This window comes from Winogradskyella sp. 266wxhm, assembly GCF_058964685.1.
Genome location: NZ_CM179559.1, coordinates 3,264,157 through 3,282,161, shown reverse-complemented (window position 1 = coordinate 3,282,161; position 18,005 = coordinate 3,264,157). Strand labels below are relative to the sequence as shown.

14 protein-coding genes are annotated in these 18,005 nt (G+C 33.5%); all 14 read right to left on the bottom strand.

All coding sequences use genetic code 11. From position 1 onward, the window contains the following. Positions 1–31: 31 nt before the first annotated feature. The 14 genes from AC2H4K_RS14795 to AC2H4K_RS14730 all read right to left on the bottom strand — a co-directional run bounded on the left by AC2H4K_RS14795 (position 32) and on the right by AC2H4K_RS14730 (position 17,959). Positions 32–538, bottom strand: coding sequence for a hypothetical protein (locus tag AC2H4K_RS14795; protein ID WP_281139759.1), 507 nt, complete (start codon positions 536–538; stop codon positions 32–34). 33 nt (positions 539–571) lie between these two features. Further along, complete coding sequence (locus AC2H4K_RS14790; protein ID WP_493742562.1) at positions 572–1,804, bottom strand: hypothetical protein; 1,233 nt, start codon at positions 1,802–1,804, stop codon at positions 572–574. Between the two features lie 140 nt (positions 1,805–1,944). Next, entirely contained in the window at positions 1,945–2,697 is a 753-nt protein-coding gene (locus AC2H4K_RS14785; RefSeq protein WP_281139761.1) for a LytR/AlgR family response regulator transcription factor, read from the bottom strand. Between the two features lie 3 nt (positions 2,698–2,700). Beyond that, on the bottom strand, positions 2,701–5,532 hold the full coding sequence (locus AC2H4K_RS14780) for a sensor histidine kinase (protein WP_281139762.1): 2,832 nt from the start codon (positions 5,530–5,532) through the stop codon (positions 2,701–2,703). A gap of 237 nt (positions 5,533–5,769) precedes the next feature. Beyond that, positions 5,770–6,132 carry a DUF4870 domain-containing protein gene (locus AC2H4K_RS14775; protein WP_281139763.1) on the bottom strand — a complete coding sequence of 121 codons (363 nt, stop codon included), beginning with the start codon at positions 6,130–6,132 and terminating at the stop codon, positions 5,770–5,772. Positions 6,133–6,246: 114 nt separating this feature from the next. Continuing rightward, positions 6,247–8,979, bottom strand: a complete 2,733-nt coding sequence (gene ppdK / locus AC2H4K_RS14770; RefSeq protein ID WP_281139764.1) for a pyruvate, phosphate dikinase — start codon at positions 8,977–8,979, stop codon at positions 6,247–6,249. A 170-nt stretch (positions 8,980–9,149) separates the two neighbouring features. Then, positions 9,150–9,353, bottom strand: a complete 204-nt coding sequence (locus AC2H4K_RS14765) for a YgaP family membrane protein (protein ID WP_281139765.1) — start codon at positions 9,351–9,353, stop codon at positions 9,150–9,152. A gap of 12 nt (positions 9,354–9,365) precedes the next feature. Further along, positions 9,366–9,671 carry a hypothetical protein gene (locus AC2H4K_RS14760; protein WP_281139766.1) on the bottom strand — a complete coding sequence of 102 codons (306 nt, stop codon included), beginning with the start codon at positions 9,669–9,671 and terminating at the stop codon, positions 9,366–9,368. A 12-nt stretch (positions 9,672–9,683) separates the two neighbouring features. Further along, the gene (locus AC2H4K_RS14755; RefSeq protein WP_281139767.1) at positions 9,684–12,884 is read right to left on the bottom strand and encodes an efflux RND transporter permease subunit; all 3,201 of its coding nucleotides are present in this window, start codon (positions 12,882–12,884) and stop codon (positions 9,684–9,686) included. 64 nt (positions 12,885–12,948) lie between these two features. Further along, positions 12,949–14,079 (bottom strand): efflux RND transporter periplasmic adaptor subunit, encoded by a 1,131-nt coding sequence (locus tag AC2H4K_RS14750; protein WP_281139768.1) that lies wholly within the window; start codon positions 14,077–14,079, stop codon positions 12,949–12,951. 4 nt (positions 14,080–14,083) lie between these two features. Continuing rightward, the gene (locus tag AC2H4K_RS14745) at positions 14,084–15,385 is read right to left on the bottom strand and encodes a TolC family protein (RefSeq protein WP_281139769.1); all 1,302 of its coding nucleotides are present in this window, start codon (positions 15,383–15,385) and stop codon (positions 14,084–14,086) included. Between the two features lie 122 nt (positions 15,386–15,507). Then, positions 15,508–16,140 (bottom strand): DUF2202 domain-containing protein, encoded by a 633-nt coding sequence (locus AC2H4K_RS14740; protein ID WP_281139770.1) that lies wholly within the window; start codon positions 16,138–16,140, stop codon positions 15,508–15,510. Positions 16,141–16,300: 160 nt separating this feature from the next. Further along, complete coding sequence (locus AC2H4K_RS14735; protein WP_162835789.1) at positions 16,301–16,438, bottom strand: hypothetical protein; 138 nt, start codon at positions 16,436–16,438, stop codon at positions 16,301–16,303. 45 nt (positions 16,439–16,483) lie between these two features. Next, positions 16,484–17,959 (bottom strand): NAD(P)/FAD-dependent oxidoreductase, encoded by a 1,476-nt coding sequence (locus tag AC2H4K_RS14730; RefSeq protein ID WP_281139771.1) that lies wholly within the window; start codon positions 17,957–17,959, stop codon positions 16,484–16,486. Positions 17,960–18,005 lie beyond the last annotated feature (46 nt).

Sequence of the window (18,005 nt, the reverse complement as noted above, 5' to 3'; positions counted from 1 at the left end):
AAAAACTTTAGTTGAACTTTTATAATAGATATTATTCTACACAAGCTATGTAATCACCGTAAGGCGCTTTGATTGTTCCTCGATTTATACCGTTAAAAAAAGCTTCTCCATAGTTACCACCACCTGTATAATCTCTTCTTAAAATAAACTCATAAAGCATACATTGTCCGTCTGAATTTTTCTGAACAACAGCTCCTACAGCCCATTGGTATAAAGGTAATCCTGTGTCCTTATGCTTTACAGTAGACCAAGTGTTTGATGTTATATATTGATGTGTATTACTCATGCTTAGTTTACCGTAATAATTATTCAAACCATTTACAGCTATTGCCTTTAACGCTTCATCTTTATCTAAAGCACCTGCATCTGGAAGCTTAATGTTTTTTCTTTTTTCTAACTCCTCTTCACTAATTTTTTTGTCTTTCTTTTTAATAAGAGGTTTATCTAATTTTTCTTTTATTTTTTTAAAGAATTGAGCATGTGTAGGCTGTGTTGCTCCTATGGATATTATAGTTAAAAGTATTAGTAGCTTTTTCATCTTTTAAAATGTATTAATTATTCTATTATCGTTTTAATTAGCATTCTCACAGCTCATGATTTGTCCGTAAGGCATTTGTCCGTGGATAATTCCACCAAACTCAGAACTACTGTAACCGCTTCCGTTATATTGTTGTTTGATTAAAAATCCTTGCAGATAACACTCATTATTTTTATTTTTTTCTGTAAATGCACCTTTAATCCAACGGTACATAATATGTCCTGTGTATTTGTTTTTAACGATATTCCAGTCGTTAGATTCTATATTTAACTTTAAAAGTTTTGCGCCATCTTTTGCTATTGTTGCAGATACTTTTTCTTTAGCAAAGTTGACTAAAGAGGTATTGCTGTTCATTGCTCCTGCTTTTGGCATTTTTATAGCATCTGTTTTTGCTTTTGCAGCTGCATCGTAATTTGCTTTTAACGTGGCTTCAAACTCTTGTACGATTGGCTTTGCTTTTTCTAACCAATCTAGATGAAATTGTTGCTCGCCTTTTCCTATGATATTTAAAACTGTAATATCGTTTTGATACATGTATGATGGCACATTAAAAGCGTGCCCACCTTGATGAGAACCTGCGTAAATAACAAATACATCTTCTGCTATAAGCATACCTCTAACAAGTATTGGCATACCTGTACCAAGCTCTATTGTTCTAGATCTGTCTGCACCGATTTTTGTTGTAAACATACCAGAAACTAACTCGTAACCAATATAGCCTTCTGGTGACATCATTACTAATTCTGGTGTAGTTAAGAAACGTAACCAAGCATATTCTGGATCTTGATATGGTAATAGATCTACATTATCGCCCATATCTGTCATTTGACGTCTAAGTTTTACACGGTCTACACCAACTGCGCTCATCCCTTTAGTCATGGCAAAAGGATAAGACATGTATAAGAATTCGTCTCCTATTTTTGCTGCTGCTTTTGGTTTATTAGCTTCTGCTTGTTGTTGCTTTTTTTCAAGATATTTTTGGTAATATAAATCTTGTTTAGCTTGATCGTTTGGATATTTTTTGGCTAATTCTGCTTTAAATTCTTCATCTGTATATTCTATTTTTGAAGAATTTTGGTTAGATGTTGATGAACTGTCAACCATTCCTGAAGAATTTTCAGTTTTTGAAGACGAGCTTGTATCTTCTTTTTTATCTAACTTCTTCTCTACCGCTGCTTTGGCTTTCTTTTTTAACATTTTACCAAATTGAGCTTGAGATGTACCGTAGCATAACGCTAAAGCAATAAATAGGACAACTTTTTTCATGATAGTATTTTTAGTTTTTGTCAAATAAAAAACTAAACACTAGCAGATTAAAGTAGTTTTTTCTAAAAGCAGTTATTTTTTTTCTGAAAGAGTTTTACAGATTCTTCGCTACGCTCTGAATGACAAAATAGTCAAAAAAACTATAAGAAAGTTTCTTTTACAACTTCTAAAAACTGATCGCGTTTTGACTTAGAAATAGGAATACGTTTTTGATTACTCATCAATAGATAATCACCATCGTCTTTCACTAATTCTTCAACATATTTTAAGTTGATTAAATACGAACGATGACACTTAAAAAACATAGCGTTTTTAGATAATTGCTCTACAAAATGCTTTAACGGTTTGCAAATGGTTTTTTGCTTTCCTTCTACCAATTGTACATTAGTATACATACCATCTGCCTCAAAATAAACAATGTCGTTATGCGATGCAAAAAGAATGCCTTTAGGAATTTCTAAAGCAATTTTATCCATTGATAATTGCCTTAAAGAGTCACGTAACTTATTTAATTGACCACTTAAATTGTTGGCTTCTATAGCTTCTTTTGCTTTTGTAACCGCTTCTTTAAGTTCTGTAATATCAACAGGTTTTAGTAAGTAATCTACTGCCGAAAGTTTAAAAGCTTCTATTGCATATTGGTTATATGCTGTAACAAAAATGATTTTAAAATCTATCTGATTTGGGAAATATTCTAAAATATCTAAACCTGATTGGTTTGGCATTTCAATATCTAAAAATACGATATCTGGATGCTCTGTTTTAATTAAATCTACACCAGATTTTAAATCTGAAGCTTCATTAATTTCTTCTATGCTTGGGCAATGTTCTGTTATTAAATTAGACAATAAATGTCTTGCGCGCTTTTCGTCGTCAATGATTATAGCCTTCATAATTTATTGTATTGGCATGGTGATTACCACTTTTGTACCAGTTGGTTGTTGGTTAGAATTATATAAATCTATAATTTCTATATTAATATTTCGTTTTAATTTGTTTTTGTAAAGCCTTACACGTTCTTCGTTTGCTTTGGTAGCAAAGGGTTTGTGTGGTTTATCACTTCGTTTTAAGGCTTCAGATTGCTGTCTTCCAATTCCGTTATCTTCTACTGTAATTACAAGCGTATTTTCATTGGTTGCTTTAGCTTCAATCTTTAATAATCGTTCACCAGATTTGTGTAAAAGTCCATGTTTTAATGCATTTTCCACATAAGGTTGAATGAATAACGACGGAACTTTTATTTGTCTAACATTTAGTTTTTCATCTACATTTAAACTATACGTCAGCTCGTCTTCAAATCTAACTTTTTCTAATTCTAAATACAGTTTTAAGGCATTTAGTTCTTCTTCTAAAGTAATTTCGTTTTGTTGACTATAATCCAAATACATTCTGATTAATCGGCTAAACTTCACTAAATATGAACTTGCCAGCTCTTTTTCATTGGAAATAATATAATCTTGAATGGAATTTAAAGCATTGAAAATAAAGTGCGGATTCATTTGAGATCGCAGGTTTTCTAACTTCAAATTAGTGATTTTTTTGTCGATTAATATCTTATCAATTTCGGCAATTCGTTGTGCTTCTTTTTGTCTAAGTCGCCACCTAAAATACAACCATATTAAACCAGCTACGACCAATAAAACAAGCGCATAAAACCAGTATGTTTCCCAAAAAGGTTTGTTGATGGTAAAGGTAATTGGACTTGCAAATTGTATATCTTTACTACCAATATTTTGACCTTGTAACTCAAAAGTATATTTACCGCTAGACAAACTATTAAACACTACAAAATGTGTATTTAAAGGAACGTCTCGCCATGTGGTATCAATAGGTTTTATGCGGTATTTGTAACCAACGTGCTTATTAGATTGAAAGCCATTAGAGTTAAAATCAAACCTTAAATTATTAAAATTATATGGTAAATTATAATTGGTATTAACTACGGTATCTTTATCATTAATTTTTACAGATTCCATCCACACTTTAGATGTTTTAAAGTCTTTAAAAAGTGCTTCATTTTTAGGCATTAAATAAAATGAATTAGGGAAAGTTGCGACCAAATAATCTTGAAGAATGATGAATTTATCAACCGACAAAGTCAATCCATCTTGCGTATTTAAACTCTTAATTTGTTTGGTTTTTGGTTGAAATCTATAAAAACCTTCATCTGTTGAAATCCATAGAAATTCACCATCAGATTTTAGTGTATTTATCTGAACTTGTTTTGGTAAAATATCTTGTTTTGAAATCAATTGATTGTCCTTAAAACACAACAAACCATTGTGTTGTGTGGCAAGCCAAACTTCATTATTAATTTTTGCTATTGAATTAACTAAAACGCTTTCATTGTCTAATTTAATTTCTTTTGAATTAAAATTCTTTACATCAAATTGATATAATCCATCAATGAAAGAAACGAAAATTTTTTCTTCTAAGACTTCAGAAGTTTTCACTCTGCTTTCTCTAATAATTCGTATTGAATCTGAAGTGTAAGGTTTATTGTAAACTACAGCTTCCTTATAACTACCATAAAAAAGGTTTTCTTCATTTATTTTAGAAAATGTTTTGGCTACAGAGTATTTATTTTTTTGGTCTTTTAAAGTGAATGTATTTAAGTCTACACTATAAGATTCAGAAGCATTAATACTAACAATAACATGGTTTTGTGAGGCATCAAAAAACAAATTACCAATAATCTTAGAGCCTGGTAATTTTAGGGTTTTAAACACTTCTTTATTGTTATAAAATAACAATTTACCACTATTGGTACCAAGTAAAAATTGATTATTATTTAGCGCACAAGCTGCTGTGATTTTATCTTTTGTAAGGTCTAAATTAAGACGTCTTATGCTTAAATTAGATGACACAAAAACACCATTATCTAAGGTAGTGAACCAATAATTTTTATTGAAATCTACTAACACATCAGTAACAGATTCGTTACTAAATAATTGTTCTTTAAAAATTAATTGATTTTGTTTTAATTGAAATATAAAAACACCAGAAGTTGTTAAAAACCAATAGTCATTATTTAAAGATATAATGTTGTAAATAGTTACATCTTCAAGGTTTTTTGGTGTTGTTAGCTGCTTGACTTTATCAGCTTGAGTGTTGTAATAATAAAGTTGATTTTTACCTTGTTCTTTAAAATTTAAAAGTGCTGAATTTTTAAAAGCATATACCTTTGGTGACTGCATTCTGAACTTTGAAGTCAGCTCTATTAGTAGTTTTAGTTTATCATCCTTAATTTGATACCAATTTTGCTTCTCTTTTGAAGGTTTATCATCAGAATCCATCTTAATGACATAAGACAATTTATTATAAGAACTCTCGCTAACGGACATACCTTCAAAAAGCTTAACAACGCTTTTATCTTCAAAATTAATGTCATAAATACCGTCTACGGTAAATAAACGTATGGCTTTGTCTGTAATTTCAAAAGGTGATAATTGCCCTTTTACTAGCTTATTAGCATCATAAAAAAGGGTTAATGTATTGTTTTCGACATAAAACAGTTGACCGTAAAGGTTAATACACCAAAGTCTACCGTTTTCATCTAATTTTAATTGAAATAATGAGTTTACTTTTTGGTTTGGATTTGTAAACTTTTTGTAGTTTTTTCCGTTATACCTATACAAGCCTTTATCTGCTGCAAGCCAGATATAATGGTCATCATCCTCTAAAATATCATAAAATTCTACATCAGGTAAATTAGATATTTTAGACATGTGCTCAACTACAGGGTCTTGAGAGTAAACCACTGAAAGACTGAACAACAGAAAAAATAATATATGTTTGAAATTATTGAACATAACTAAGCAAAAACAAACATAATATTTAATTACCTAATCTAAATTTGATTCTTCTGTAATTGCCTGTTTTTTTTCTGAACAAACAAAAACGCCCACATTTCTGTGAGCGTTTTTACCTTCATCTTATGTCTTGAATAAATTCAGAACTGATAACTAACTAATAAAATTAAGAGATAAAGGATAGCTAGGTAATTCCCCATTACTAGCTTTTATAGCGTTTACTATTGGCATTATAAAAGCCAAAATTCCAACTAAAACCAGTGTTATAATTCCTAACCCAAAAGCTAGAATTAGTGGTATGCTTATAATACAATAGACTATTATACTTAATTGAAAATTTAAGATGGATTTTCCATGAGCATCCATACCGTCAACAGCCTCTTTTTGAGTAGCCCACAAAATTAATGGAACTACTAATCCGCCAAAACCTGTTATATATGTCAATAATTGTGACAAATGCGTAATCATTAACAATTGATTGTCGGTTCTTTTTAATGTGTGATAATTTGATTCCATAGTTATTAATTTACACTTATAGGACGCAGATAGGTTTAAAACGTTACATATTTTTATAAAAAAACTTCCTGAGGTAAAAACCTCAGGAAGTTAAAAAACACTGTAAAGAAGGTATTAGTTAAATACCGCTTTGATAGCTGCTTGTGCAGAGGCAACTCTCGCAATTGGAACTCGATAAGGAGAGCAACTTACATAATCCAAGCCATTATTGTAGCAGAATTCTACAGAGGATGGTTCCCCTCCATGTTCTCCACAAATTCCGACTTTCAATCTTGGATTGGTGCTACGTCCGCGTTGTGTACCTAAGGTGACTAATTGACCAACACCTTCTTGATCCAATACTTCAAAAGGATCATGTTTTAGGATACCTTGCTCTAGATAAATAGGTAAGAATTTACCAGCATCATCTCTAGAATAGCCAAAGGTCATTTGTGTTAAATCGTTAGTACCGAAAGAGAAAAAGTCTGCTCGTTTTGCAATCTTATCTGCCATGAGTGCAGCACGAGGAATCTCAATCATGGTTCCTACGAAATAATCCACTTTATCTTTTCTTTCAGCAAAAATAGCTTCTGCTGTAGTTCTAATAATCGTTTCTTGAGCCACAAACTCATCATAAGTACCAACTAATGGCACCATAATTTCTGGTTTGGTGTCAATACCTTTTTTCTTCAAGTTTAAAGCTGCTTCAATGATAGCCCGTGTTTGCATTTCTGTAATTTCAGGATAAGTATTTCCTAAACGGCAACCACGATGTCCTAACATTGGATTGAATTCTTCCAAATCTGCAACTTTAATTTTAACAGACTCCAAAGACACATGCATCTCATCTGCCAACTCTCTTAAAGTGGCTAATTGGTGAGGCACAAACTCATGTAATGGTGGGTCCAACAAACGAATGGTTACAGGAAGACCTTCCATAGCTTCAAAGATGCCTTCGAAATCTTCACGCTGCATCGGAAGCAGTTTAGCCAAAGCTTGCTTACGTCCTTTTACTGTGTCAGAAAGGATCATTTCTCTCATCGCCTTGATACGATCTACTTCGAAGAACATGTGTTCGGTACGTGTTAATCCAATACCTGTCGCACCAAAATTACGTGCTACTTTAGCATCTTCTGGTGTATCAGCATTGGTACGCACTTTCATGCTACTATACTTGTCAGAAAGCTTCATAATTTCAGCAAACTCACCAGTTAATTCTGGTTCTACAGTAGCCACTTTTCCATCAATAATATTACCTGTAGAGCCGTTGATAGAAATCCAATCACCTTCGTGATATTCTTTACCTTCAACCCACATGGTTTTTGTTTTATAATTGATTTTTAAAGCACCTGCACCAGACACACAACATTTACCCATACCTCTAGCAACAACAGCAGCATGTGATGTCATACCTCCACGAGCGGTAAGAATACCTTTAGCTAAATTCATACCTTCCAAATCTTCTGGAGAAGTTTCAATTCTAGTAAGTATTGAGTTTTTAAATTTATCCGCATCTTCAGCGAAGAATACCAATTGACCTGTAGCAGCACCAGGAGAAGCTGGTAAACCTTGAGCTATGACATGCGCTGATTTTAAAGCTGTAGGATCGAAAATAGGATGTAATAATTCGTCTAGTTTATTTGGTTCAATTCGTAATAATGCTTCTTCTTCAGAGATTATTTCTTGTTTTAATAAGTCCATAGCGATCTTAACCATGGCAGCACCAGTACGCTTACCGTTACGAGTTTGAAGAATCCACAACTTACCTTCTTGAATGGTAAATTCCATATCCTGCATATCGCGATAATGGTTTTCTAAAATTTGTTGGTAGCCATTTAATTCCTTGAATATTTCTGGCATTACTTCTTCTAACGAAGGATAGGAATTTTTTCTTTGCTTTTCTGTAATTTGTGCTAATTCCGCCCAACGTTGAGATCCAATTTTAGTGATTTGTTGTGGAGTACGAACACCAGCAACCACATCTTCACCTTGAGCATTGATTAAATATTCACCATTAAATAAATTTTCGCCAGAGCCAGCATCGCGGGTAAAGCAAACACCTGTTCCTGAATTTTCACCCATGTTCCCAAATACCATTGCTTGAACATTCACTGCTGTTCCCCAATCTGCTGGATAACCATGCATATTTCTATAATAAACCGCACGTTTGCCGTTCCAACTATCAAAAACTGCCATAACAGCTAGCCACAGTTGATCCCATGGGTTGGTTGGGAATTCTTTTCCTATACGTCTGTAAATCGCTTTTTTGAAATCGAAAACTAAATCCTTTAAATCTTGAACTGTAAATTCAGTATCTAGAGCGATTTCTCGTTTTTCTTTTAAATTATCTATGATTTCTTCAAAAGGGTCTAAATCTTCTTTATTTATGGCTTTAACTCCCATAACAACACCTCCATACATTTGCACAAAGCGTCTGTAAGAATCCCATGCGAAGCGTTCGTTTTTGGTTTTCTTAGCAAGACCTTCAACGACATCATCATTCAAGCCTAAATTTAATACAGTATCCATCATTCCTGGCATAGAAACTCTGGCTCCAGAACGTACTGATAATAACAATGGATTTTTGGCATCACCAAATTTGGTATTCATAGTTTTTTCAATCTTAGCCACGGCCAATTCTACATCTTTTTGAATAAGATTGATAACTTCATCTTTTCCTAACTGATTGTACTCTGTACACACCTCTGTAGTAATGGTAAATCCTGGAGGCACAGGAATACCAATTGCGCTCATTTCTGCTAGGTTGGCACCTTTACCTCCTAGTAAATTCCGCATAGAGCTATTACCATCGGCTTTCTTATTTCCGAAGGTATACACTCTTGTTTTTGTTTTATTCGCAAGTTCCATAATCATGAAATTTTAATTTCTCTTTATGCACTTAAAGTTACAAAGAGAACTGTCCATAGATTATGATATAAATCATGTTTCCAACTCAATTTCAAATATTTATAAACAAAAAAAAAGCCCAGACCTAAAATAGGTACTGGACTTTCTTAGAACACTCAGTTTGCTAATAATCAATTACAAGATTCTTTTGAATCTTTGATTCCTACTTTTCTCAAAATATCTTCCATTAAACACCATTTAGTGATGGATGATTGTAATAAATTGACACCGACGAAAATGGTAAACCACAACCAATTTTCATTAACGTACATACCTAAAAGGACACTAATAATCACGAATGTTCCTGCAATTGCTCTGATATATCTATTAATCATAATTTTAAATTTTTAAATGTATTTTTCAATAGGAAGCACAACGGCTTTCATTGGGTTATTTGTTTCTAAATTTTTATTGAATTCTGAAATCATTTCAAATAATGTATCTATATGCTTATCATCTGTGAATGAAAAAAACATTCTAGACTCGTTTCCTCCTTTAACATTAGGGAACCAACTTGAAGTTGCCAATAATGTTGGAGCATTTTTGTAACCATCAATTTCTGAACTACTAAAACTTTCTATACCTGCTTGTTTAAAAAGCTTTAGAACATCTTTCTCAAATTCTTCTACGGTTGTAACAATGACTAATTTCATAGCTTCTGAGTTTTATTTATAATTTTTTCTTTCAATCATATAATAGACTAATGGCACCACTAGAAGTGTTAATACTGTCGATACTATGGTTCCGCCCATTAATGAAATAGCCAGGCCTTGGAAAATTGGGTCGAAAAGAATCACGAATGCGCCTATAACCACAGTTCCTGCTGTTAACAGAATTGGTGTTGTTCTTACCGCACCTGCTTCAATAACAGCTTGTTTTAATGGGATACCTTCTGCTAATCTAAGATTTACAAAGTCGATGAGTAGAACTGAATTACGCACCATAATTCCCGCTAAAGCTATCATTCCGATGAAAGAGGTTGCTGTAAAAAATGCGCCGAGCATCCAGTGTCCTAAAACGATTCCAACCAACGATAATGGAATTGCCACCATCATAACCACTGGAGCCTTAAAGTTCTGGAACCAACCTACAATCAAAATGTAGATAATGATAATAACACCTAAAAATGCCATACCTAAATCTCTAAATACTTCCAGAGTAATCTGCCATTCACCATCCCATTTTACAGTGTAGTCATCTTCAAATTCTGGTTGCTTTATGTACAGTTCGTCCATAGTATAACCTTCTGGTAAATTGATATTTTGAAGTTTATCTGACATACCAAGAATTGCATAAACAGGACTTTCTAATTCACCTGCCATATCTGCCATAACGTACACTACACGCTTTTGATTTTTTCTGTAAATACTCTTAGGTTTTGCATCTTCTTTTACAGTAATTAAATCTGTTACTGGAATAATCTGTCCCATTTTAGATTTAATCTTCAAATTGGTAATATCATTAATCGTAGATTTTTCTTCTTCAGCTAGTGACAATACCAAACCTACTTGATTTGAAGCATCTTCATCATAAAGTTGAGTTATAGCTCTATTAGACAATGCCATATTCATGGTATAAGCAATTTGCTGTGGAGCTATACCGTACAACATTGCTTTTTCTTTATTTATAACAAAGTTGAATTCCTTCTGATCTGCTTCAACCATCCAATCGATGTCAACCACATCGTCAGTTCTTCTTAAAATAGATTGAACAGAATCTGCTACTCTGATTTGCTCTTTATAATCTGGTCCGTAAACCTCAGCTACAATTGTAGAGAGTACTGGTGGTCCTGGTGGCACCTCAACAAGCTTAACATTCGCATTGTATTTTAAAGCTATTTTTTGAATATCTGGTCGCATCAACTTTGCAATATCATGACTTTGCGCAGATCTATCGTGCTTATCAGTAAGATTTACTTGGATATCAGCCATATTGCTTCCGCCTCTTAAATCGTAATGACGAACTAATCCATTAAAGGTAATTGGTGCTGATGTACCAACATAGCTTTGATAATTCACTACTTCTGGTCGTGTTGCTAGATATTGGCCTATTTCTTTTGCCACTAGAGCTGTACGCTCTAAGGTTGTACCTTCTGGCATGTCAATCACCACTTGGAATTCATTCTTGTTGTCAAATGGTAACATTTTTACAGCCACTGATTTCGTAAAGAATAATGCTACAGAACCTAGAAGTAAAACGAAAGTAATACCTAAGAACAACCAACGTTTCAGTTTATTTTCAATTAACGGTGTTTCAAATTTTGAATATACCTTATAAATAAAGGAATCCGAGAGACCTGCTGTTTCATCATCTTCTATAGCTTCAGCCTTCTTATCTTTTTCTCTTAGGAAAATATATCCTAAATACGGAGTTATCGTTAATGCCACAAACAGTGATAACAACATTGCAATTGAAGCACCTATTGGCATCGGACTCATATAAGGTCCCATTAAACCAGATACAAATGCCATTGGTAATACCGAAGCAATAACTGTAAAAGTTGCCAAAATTGTTGGGTTACCAACTTCATTTATCGCATATAAAGCCGCTTGTTTAAATGGTAGACGTTTCATTTTGAAATGCCTATGCATATTTTCTGCAATAATAATAGAATCATCTACCACAATACCTGTTACAAATACTAATGCGAAAAGTGTAATTCGGTTTAATGTATAGTCGAGTAAATAATAACTCAATAATGTTAATGCGAAAGTAATTGGCACTGATAAAAACACGACCAATCCACCTCTCCAGCCCATTGCTAACATCACTACAATGGTTACTGCAATGATAGCTCCAATGAGGTGCATTAATAATTCCGAAACCTTTTGTGAAGCTGTTTCACCATAATTTCTAGTAATTTCCACATGAACATCATCTGGAATTAAAGTGGTTCTTAAATGTTCTACCTTATCGATAATAACATCAGAAATTTTCATAGCATCTGCACCTTTGCGCTTCGCTACGGAAATAGTTACAGCTGGATATTCCGATTTGAAATCATCTCTTTTCAAACTTGCAGAACCAAAACCAAGACTTACATAATTCACTGGAATCTCAGGTCCATCAACAACGGAAGCTACCTGTTTAAGATATACAGGTTGATTTTGTTGCACACCTACAACTAAGTTTTCAACATCTTCTTTTGTTTTTAAAAACTCACCCGTTTTTACTAAAAACTCAGTATCATTATTATCAAAACTACCAGCGCTTAATTGTTGATTGTTGGCTTTTATCATTTCAGATATAGATAAAAAATCTACACCACTAGAAGCCATTTTACTTTTGTCTAACACCACTCTTAACTCACGATTTCTACCACCGATTTTATGAGTTACCGCAACATCATTAACTTTTTCTATTTCATCGGTTAATTCTTGTGCAATTTGCTTTATCTGAAAATCGTCATAAGTTTCGCTCCAAAGTGTTAAACCTAGCATTGGCACATCGTCAATAGCACGAGTTTTCACCAAAGGAAAAGTTACTCCTTGTGGCATTTGATCCATGTGCTTATTGATTTCGTTGTAGAGTTTTACAAATGAACGTTCAATATCTTCACCAACATAAAACTGCACAATAACCATCCCTTGCTCTTGCATAGACGTAGAATAAACATACTCTACACCTTTTATATTAGAGATAAGCTTTTCAAGCGGTTTTATAACTCTAGACTCTACTTCTGTTGGGCTTGCACCTGGATAACCGACAAATATGTCTGCCATTGGCACGTCAATTTGTGGTTCTTCTTCTCTTGGAATTAAAAATGAACTGTAAACTCCAATAACCATGAATACAATCATCAAGAGCACTGTAAGCTTTGAGCTTATAAAGCCTTTGGCGATTTTTCCTGCTAATCCTTCTTTCATCTTATTTGCCCCTTTTAATTTCCCCAAAGGGAAAAATTCTACTGGGTAGTTTTTTAGTTAATAATTATTGATTGGTTTCGTCTGTAACTTCCTTCCCTTGGGGAAGGATTGAGGATGGGCTTAGCTTTGCTCCATTATATAGTTTGCCTTCAGATGATACTATGTAAGATTCATCAGTAGATAAACCTGACAACACCTCCACTTGATTACCAAAGGTTCTACCTGTACGCAACCATCTTAATACTGCTGTATTTTGCTGACTTACTGTATATATTCCGGTTAATTGACCTCTGTAAACAAGAGCGTCTTGAGGAACCAAAATTTTTGCATCTGATTTTTGAGTTTCTGACTTCTCTAGTGGAAATTGTACCGTAGCGAACATACCTGATTTAATCTTGTCATTTTTCTCATCCAGAATGACTTTAACCAAATATTGACCTCCTGTATTAGTCGATGAAGAACTCACTTCTGTTACCTTTCCTTTTACAGTAGTACTTATTGACGAAATCACAACATCAACTTCCATATCTGTTTTTAGTTGATTGATACTATTTTCTGCTACACGAGCAACAACTTCAAATTGTTTTGGAGATTCTACAGATAGTAACGGCATTCCTGGATTTGCCATAGTGCCTTCTTCAACAAATTTTGCTGTTACCACACCACTAAATGGTGCTCTTATATTTGCATAGGCAAACTGTGCTTCAACTTCATTCTTCATTTGTTTTGCACCTTCTAATCGTGCCTTTGCCATATTATAATTAGCAGTGATATCATCTAACTCTTTTTGAGAAGCGCTATTTTCTTTGAAAAGGTTGGTATAACGATTATAGTCTTTCTCAGCATTTGCAAAAGCCGCTTTAGCCTCTGTAATACTCGCATTAACTTGAGCCCTTTTAGCTTGTAAGTCTGAATTGTTTATAGCCAGTAATAATTGACCCTTGTTAACTTTATCTCCTACTTTTACATAAATGCGTTCTACATAGCCCATCATTCTGGTACTTAGGTTTGCATTATCTACAGCTTCAACTGTACCACTTGCTGTTACAAAAGGGTTATTATCATCGGGCGAAACGGTTGCCACCTTAACATTTACAGGTTTTGAATTACCAACTGTAACCGTATTTTCTTTCTCTCCACAAGAGTTAAAAACGATAATCAGTCCAAGTAATAAAGATTTATATAGTGTTTTCATAGTATTATTTTGTTAAGAATTGTAAGTAAGCCTTTGTGCTGTTATATTGAAAAATGGTTTGGTAGTATTCTAATTGTTTTTGGGCGTACATCGTTTCTGCCATTAACAGATCTGTTGTTTTTTCTAAGCCTTCACCAAAACGATTGGTTCTAATTCTAAGAGCTTCCTTTGATTGCTCAACAGCCAATTGTGCTAATGCCAATTTGTTATATGCATCCTCTAGAGCACGTTTGGTTTTGCTAATTTCAAGTTGACTTTTAGAAACATATTGATTGTATTCCAACTTTGATTTTTCGTATGTTGCTTTTGCTTTTTGAGCTTTACCAAAACGTTTAGTTCCTTCTAGGATATTCCATTTTAATTCGGCACCAAACAAATAACCATTAGCATCTGCTTGAAAAATTTGATCGTCATAAAGTTCATAGCTTGCAAAAGCATTCAGCGTTGGTAAAAATGTCATTTTATCCGCCTTATACATAGATGCTCTGGCATCTGAAGCCAGTTCCATAGCCTTAACATCCGCTCTATTCTCTATACCAGAAACCAATTCTGAATTCATTACACTTACGGTAAGACTATCAGACGGTCTGTAAATCGTTTCTGAACTTTCATTCATAAGGAACGACAAATAATTAGAAGCATTTTTCACATTGCTCTTTGCTACTTGAAGTTGGTTTTTCACCTCACCTACCCTAACCTCTACAGACAATACATCAGACCTGTGTAAATAGCCTTGTTTAAAACTATTGTTTGCCAGTTCTAAATTAGCTTGAGCAGCCGATAATGCTTTTTCCAAAACATCAACTGCTTTGTACGCCAACTGCAATTGCATATAGGCATTTTCGACTTCAAAATTCATATAGTCCTTTGTGCGCTCAGATTGCAATTCCATTGCTTTCATCTTACTATTTGCTGCTTTTCTTTGATAAAACCCATCAAGGTTTATTAGAGGTTGCTGTACAGCAATACGTGTCGCAAAGTTTTGAGTTTGATCTGGATCATTTAACAATGCTGGACTGAAATCGTTTTGGGTTAAAATTTCCTGATTGAGTTTAGAACCAAAAGCCATTAATGGGTTTGTAGTTGAAATCCCAGTATGAGACACCGAAATATTAGGTAGAAAAATAGCATTGGTCTGTCTAAAATCTCCCTTTGCTTCATTAAACGACTCCTCAGAAATTTTAATTGATGTGTTATGCTCTTGTACTTTAGATAGCACTTCTGATTTTGAAATGGACGTCACCTCTTGTGCTTGACCAATCCCAAAAATCAGAATCATTAAAATAATATTTACTTTTTGTTTCATTAGTTTAAATTATTTGACACAAAAGTATATATGGACTTCATTTTGCTTAGTAACAAAGGTTACTAAAGAAAAAAAGCACCCTTGTTTAGGATGCTTTATCTATCAATAAAAATTAGAATCTATTAAAAACATTGTTCATGACTTCCATTTATAATAGCATTGTATTCCTCTAATGATAAAAATTGAGGTAAATAAGTATTACCAGTATTTTCAATACCAAAAACAAAACTTCTAAGGTGGTTTTTAGAACCACATTGTAAACTATTAAATACTGAAATTAAATCTGAATTTGTTGTAGCCTCCAAGTGATCTCTCAAATCAACTATATCTAAATCTTCAATAGTTGCTCCGATTTGAAGAGCGTTTGCCTGACTTAAAGAACCATCCAAAATAAATTGATTATAGTAGTTTTGAAGCGTTTGATTTGCAAACACACCTTCTGGTAAAATTGTATATTCTATATCATATTGAATCAATAAATTTTCAACAGCATCCATATGCGCTTGTTCGCTATTTTTAATATTAGCAAACTGATTTAGGTACCACTCATTATTTAAATATCTGTAAGTATCTCTTGCGAGTTTTTCTTCTTCCAACATAAACAACAAAGCATTTATATCTGACTCTGTTAAGGTTTGGTTTAGAACATTTCCATTAGTATTATCTCCATCATCATCGCTACATGCTGATAAAAAAGATAATGATAGCACGAACACCAATAATAGTGTTAACTGGGTTGACAATGACTTTTTCATTTCTCTTTAATTTTGAAATTAACACTTAAAGTTCTGAAATAAAACCAAAAATGGCTGCTACTTATGTTACACAAAAAAGAGAGCTTTCAATGAAAGCTCTCTCTTTGATCAAGGCAAAATCACCTTAACACTAACCAACCAAAAAAAACTGATCACCACATCAGTTTACTTTTCTTGTGCCGCCATGTCCACCAGCGACAACAATCATTATTTTAATACTTAAATAGATGAATTTAAAAAATTGAAGTATTGGATTCATCATTTTAAAACGTTGATATTTTGATATTCTTTGTGTCATAATCTTAAGTTTTTATTCAGTAATCAATCATTCTAGATTTGATTCTTATTCTGGAATAAACCACCAAAATGGTTTCATTTTTGCTTTGTAAATAAAGGCATAGTGTAAGGCTAGTTTTAACCAATGTCCTGCTAAACCTATTTCACCAAAGGTTTTTCCTAGTTGTCTACCTTGTGTTTTTGGATATTTTTCATAATCTGGTACAATTGGGTATGTGGTGATACTTACACCGCTACCTTGAGTCATACCATAACCCGCAGAAGCAATACAAGCTGCTCCCATATTTCCCATTGATCCTTTATGGTGTAAGGATTCTTTACCTGATTTTATACTATCAATAATGTTATCTGCTACTAATTTTGCTGTAATACCTGATGGCATACCTGTACGTGGTGGAGACGGAAAAATAGCTGTACCATTTTTACTTTCTCTAGGTTTTGAGATGGTATGTGGTGGCGCAAATGCTATACCTGGTGCAAAAATATTTTTATAGCTTGGATTTTGATACGTTTCTGGCCAATCTTGTACACTCCATTGCTCATAAGGTTTTGGTGTATAATCAGCATCTACAATCATAAAGCCTTTAAATAGCTTTTCTGTTATGTTATTATCATTTTTATCGTAAGCTTTAAAACCGTGACCTGAAAATGCTGGAATTAACATTGCGAAATCATAAGTTTCGGTTTTGTATTCGCCATCTAAATTTTCATAATGTGCTACTCCTTCTTCAATTTTATTTACACCTGCTCCTGTAATCCATTTTATATCTCGATCTTCAAAGATCATCTCTACCATTTCGCTAGACTTCATGGTCATACTTCCGTAACTCATAAGCATGCCGTCCATACCAAAATCGCCTAATTGATATTCATTAGATATCCAAGTGATTTCTGCCATATCACGAACATTATGTCTTCGCAACTCTTGTTCTACATTTAAAATATATTCAAAAGCTGCACCTTGACAGGTTGATTTGGCATGACCAGTTCCTATTAAAATTTTGGCTTTTTTTCCGTTTTTCATTTGCTGAATGACTTCATTTAAACCATGCCAAGCATGATCTGCATGTGTATAAGTACAAACGGAATACGTTTTATTTTCACCAGGAACCAAGCCTTCTGTTGCTTCAAAATTTAGCTTTGGCCCTGTTGCATTTATCAAGTAATCGTAAGTGATTTTTTCTTGAGTTCCTTTCTTTTCACCTGCAACATATTCGGCTAAAACATAAGGTTTTTGTTCTGTTTTATCACCTTCTGGATGAAAAGTTAATGCTTTGGCTTGCTTGTATCCAATGCCTTTCTTTTTATATAATGGCGCTAATGGGAATAAGATTTTTTTGGATTTCATCCTGCCAATTCCAACCCAAATATTGGACGGAATCCATTGGTAATTACTATTAGGAGAGATCACAACAACTTCGTGATCTTTAGATAGCTTTCGTCTTAAATGCGAAGCAGCTACGTGTCCGGAAATTCCAGCTCCTAAAATGACTATTTTTGACATTTTTCCTTTTGTTTCCATCAAAGTTAGTTTGATTAATATTTTTTGATGGTCACAAATGTTACAC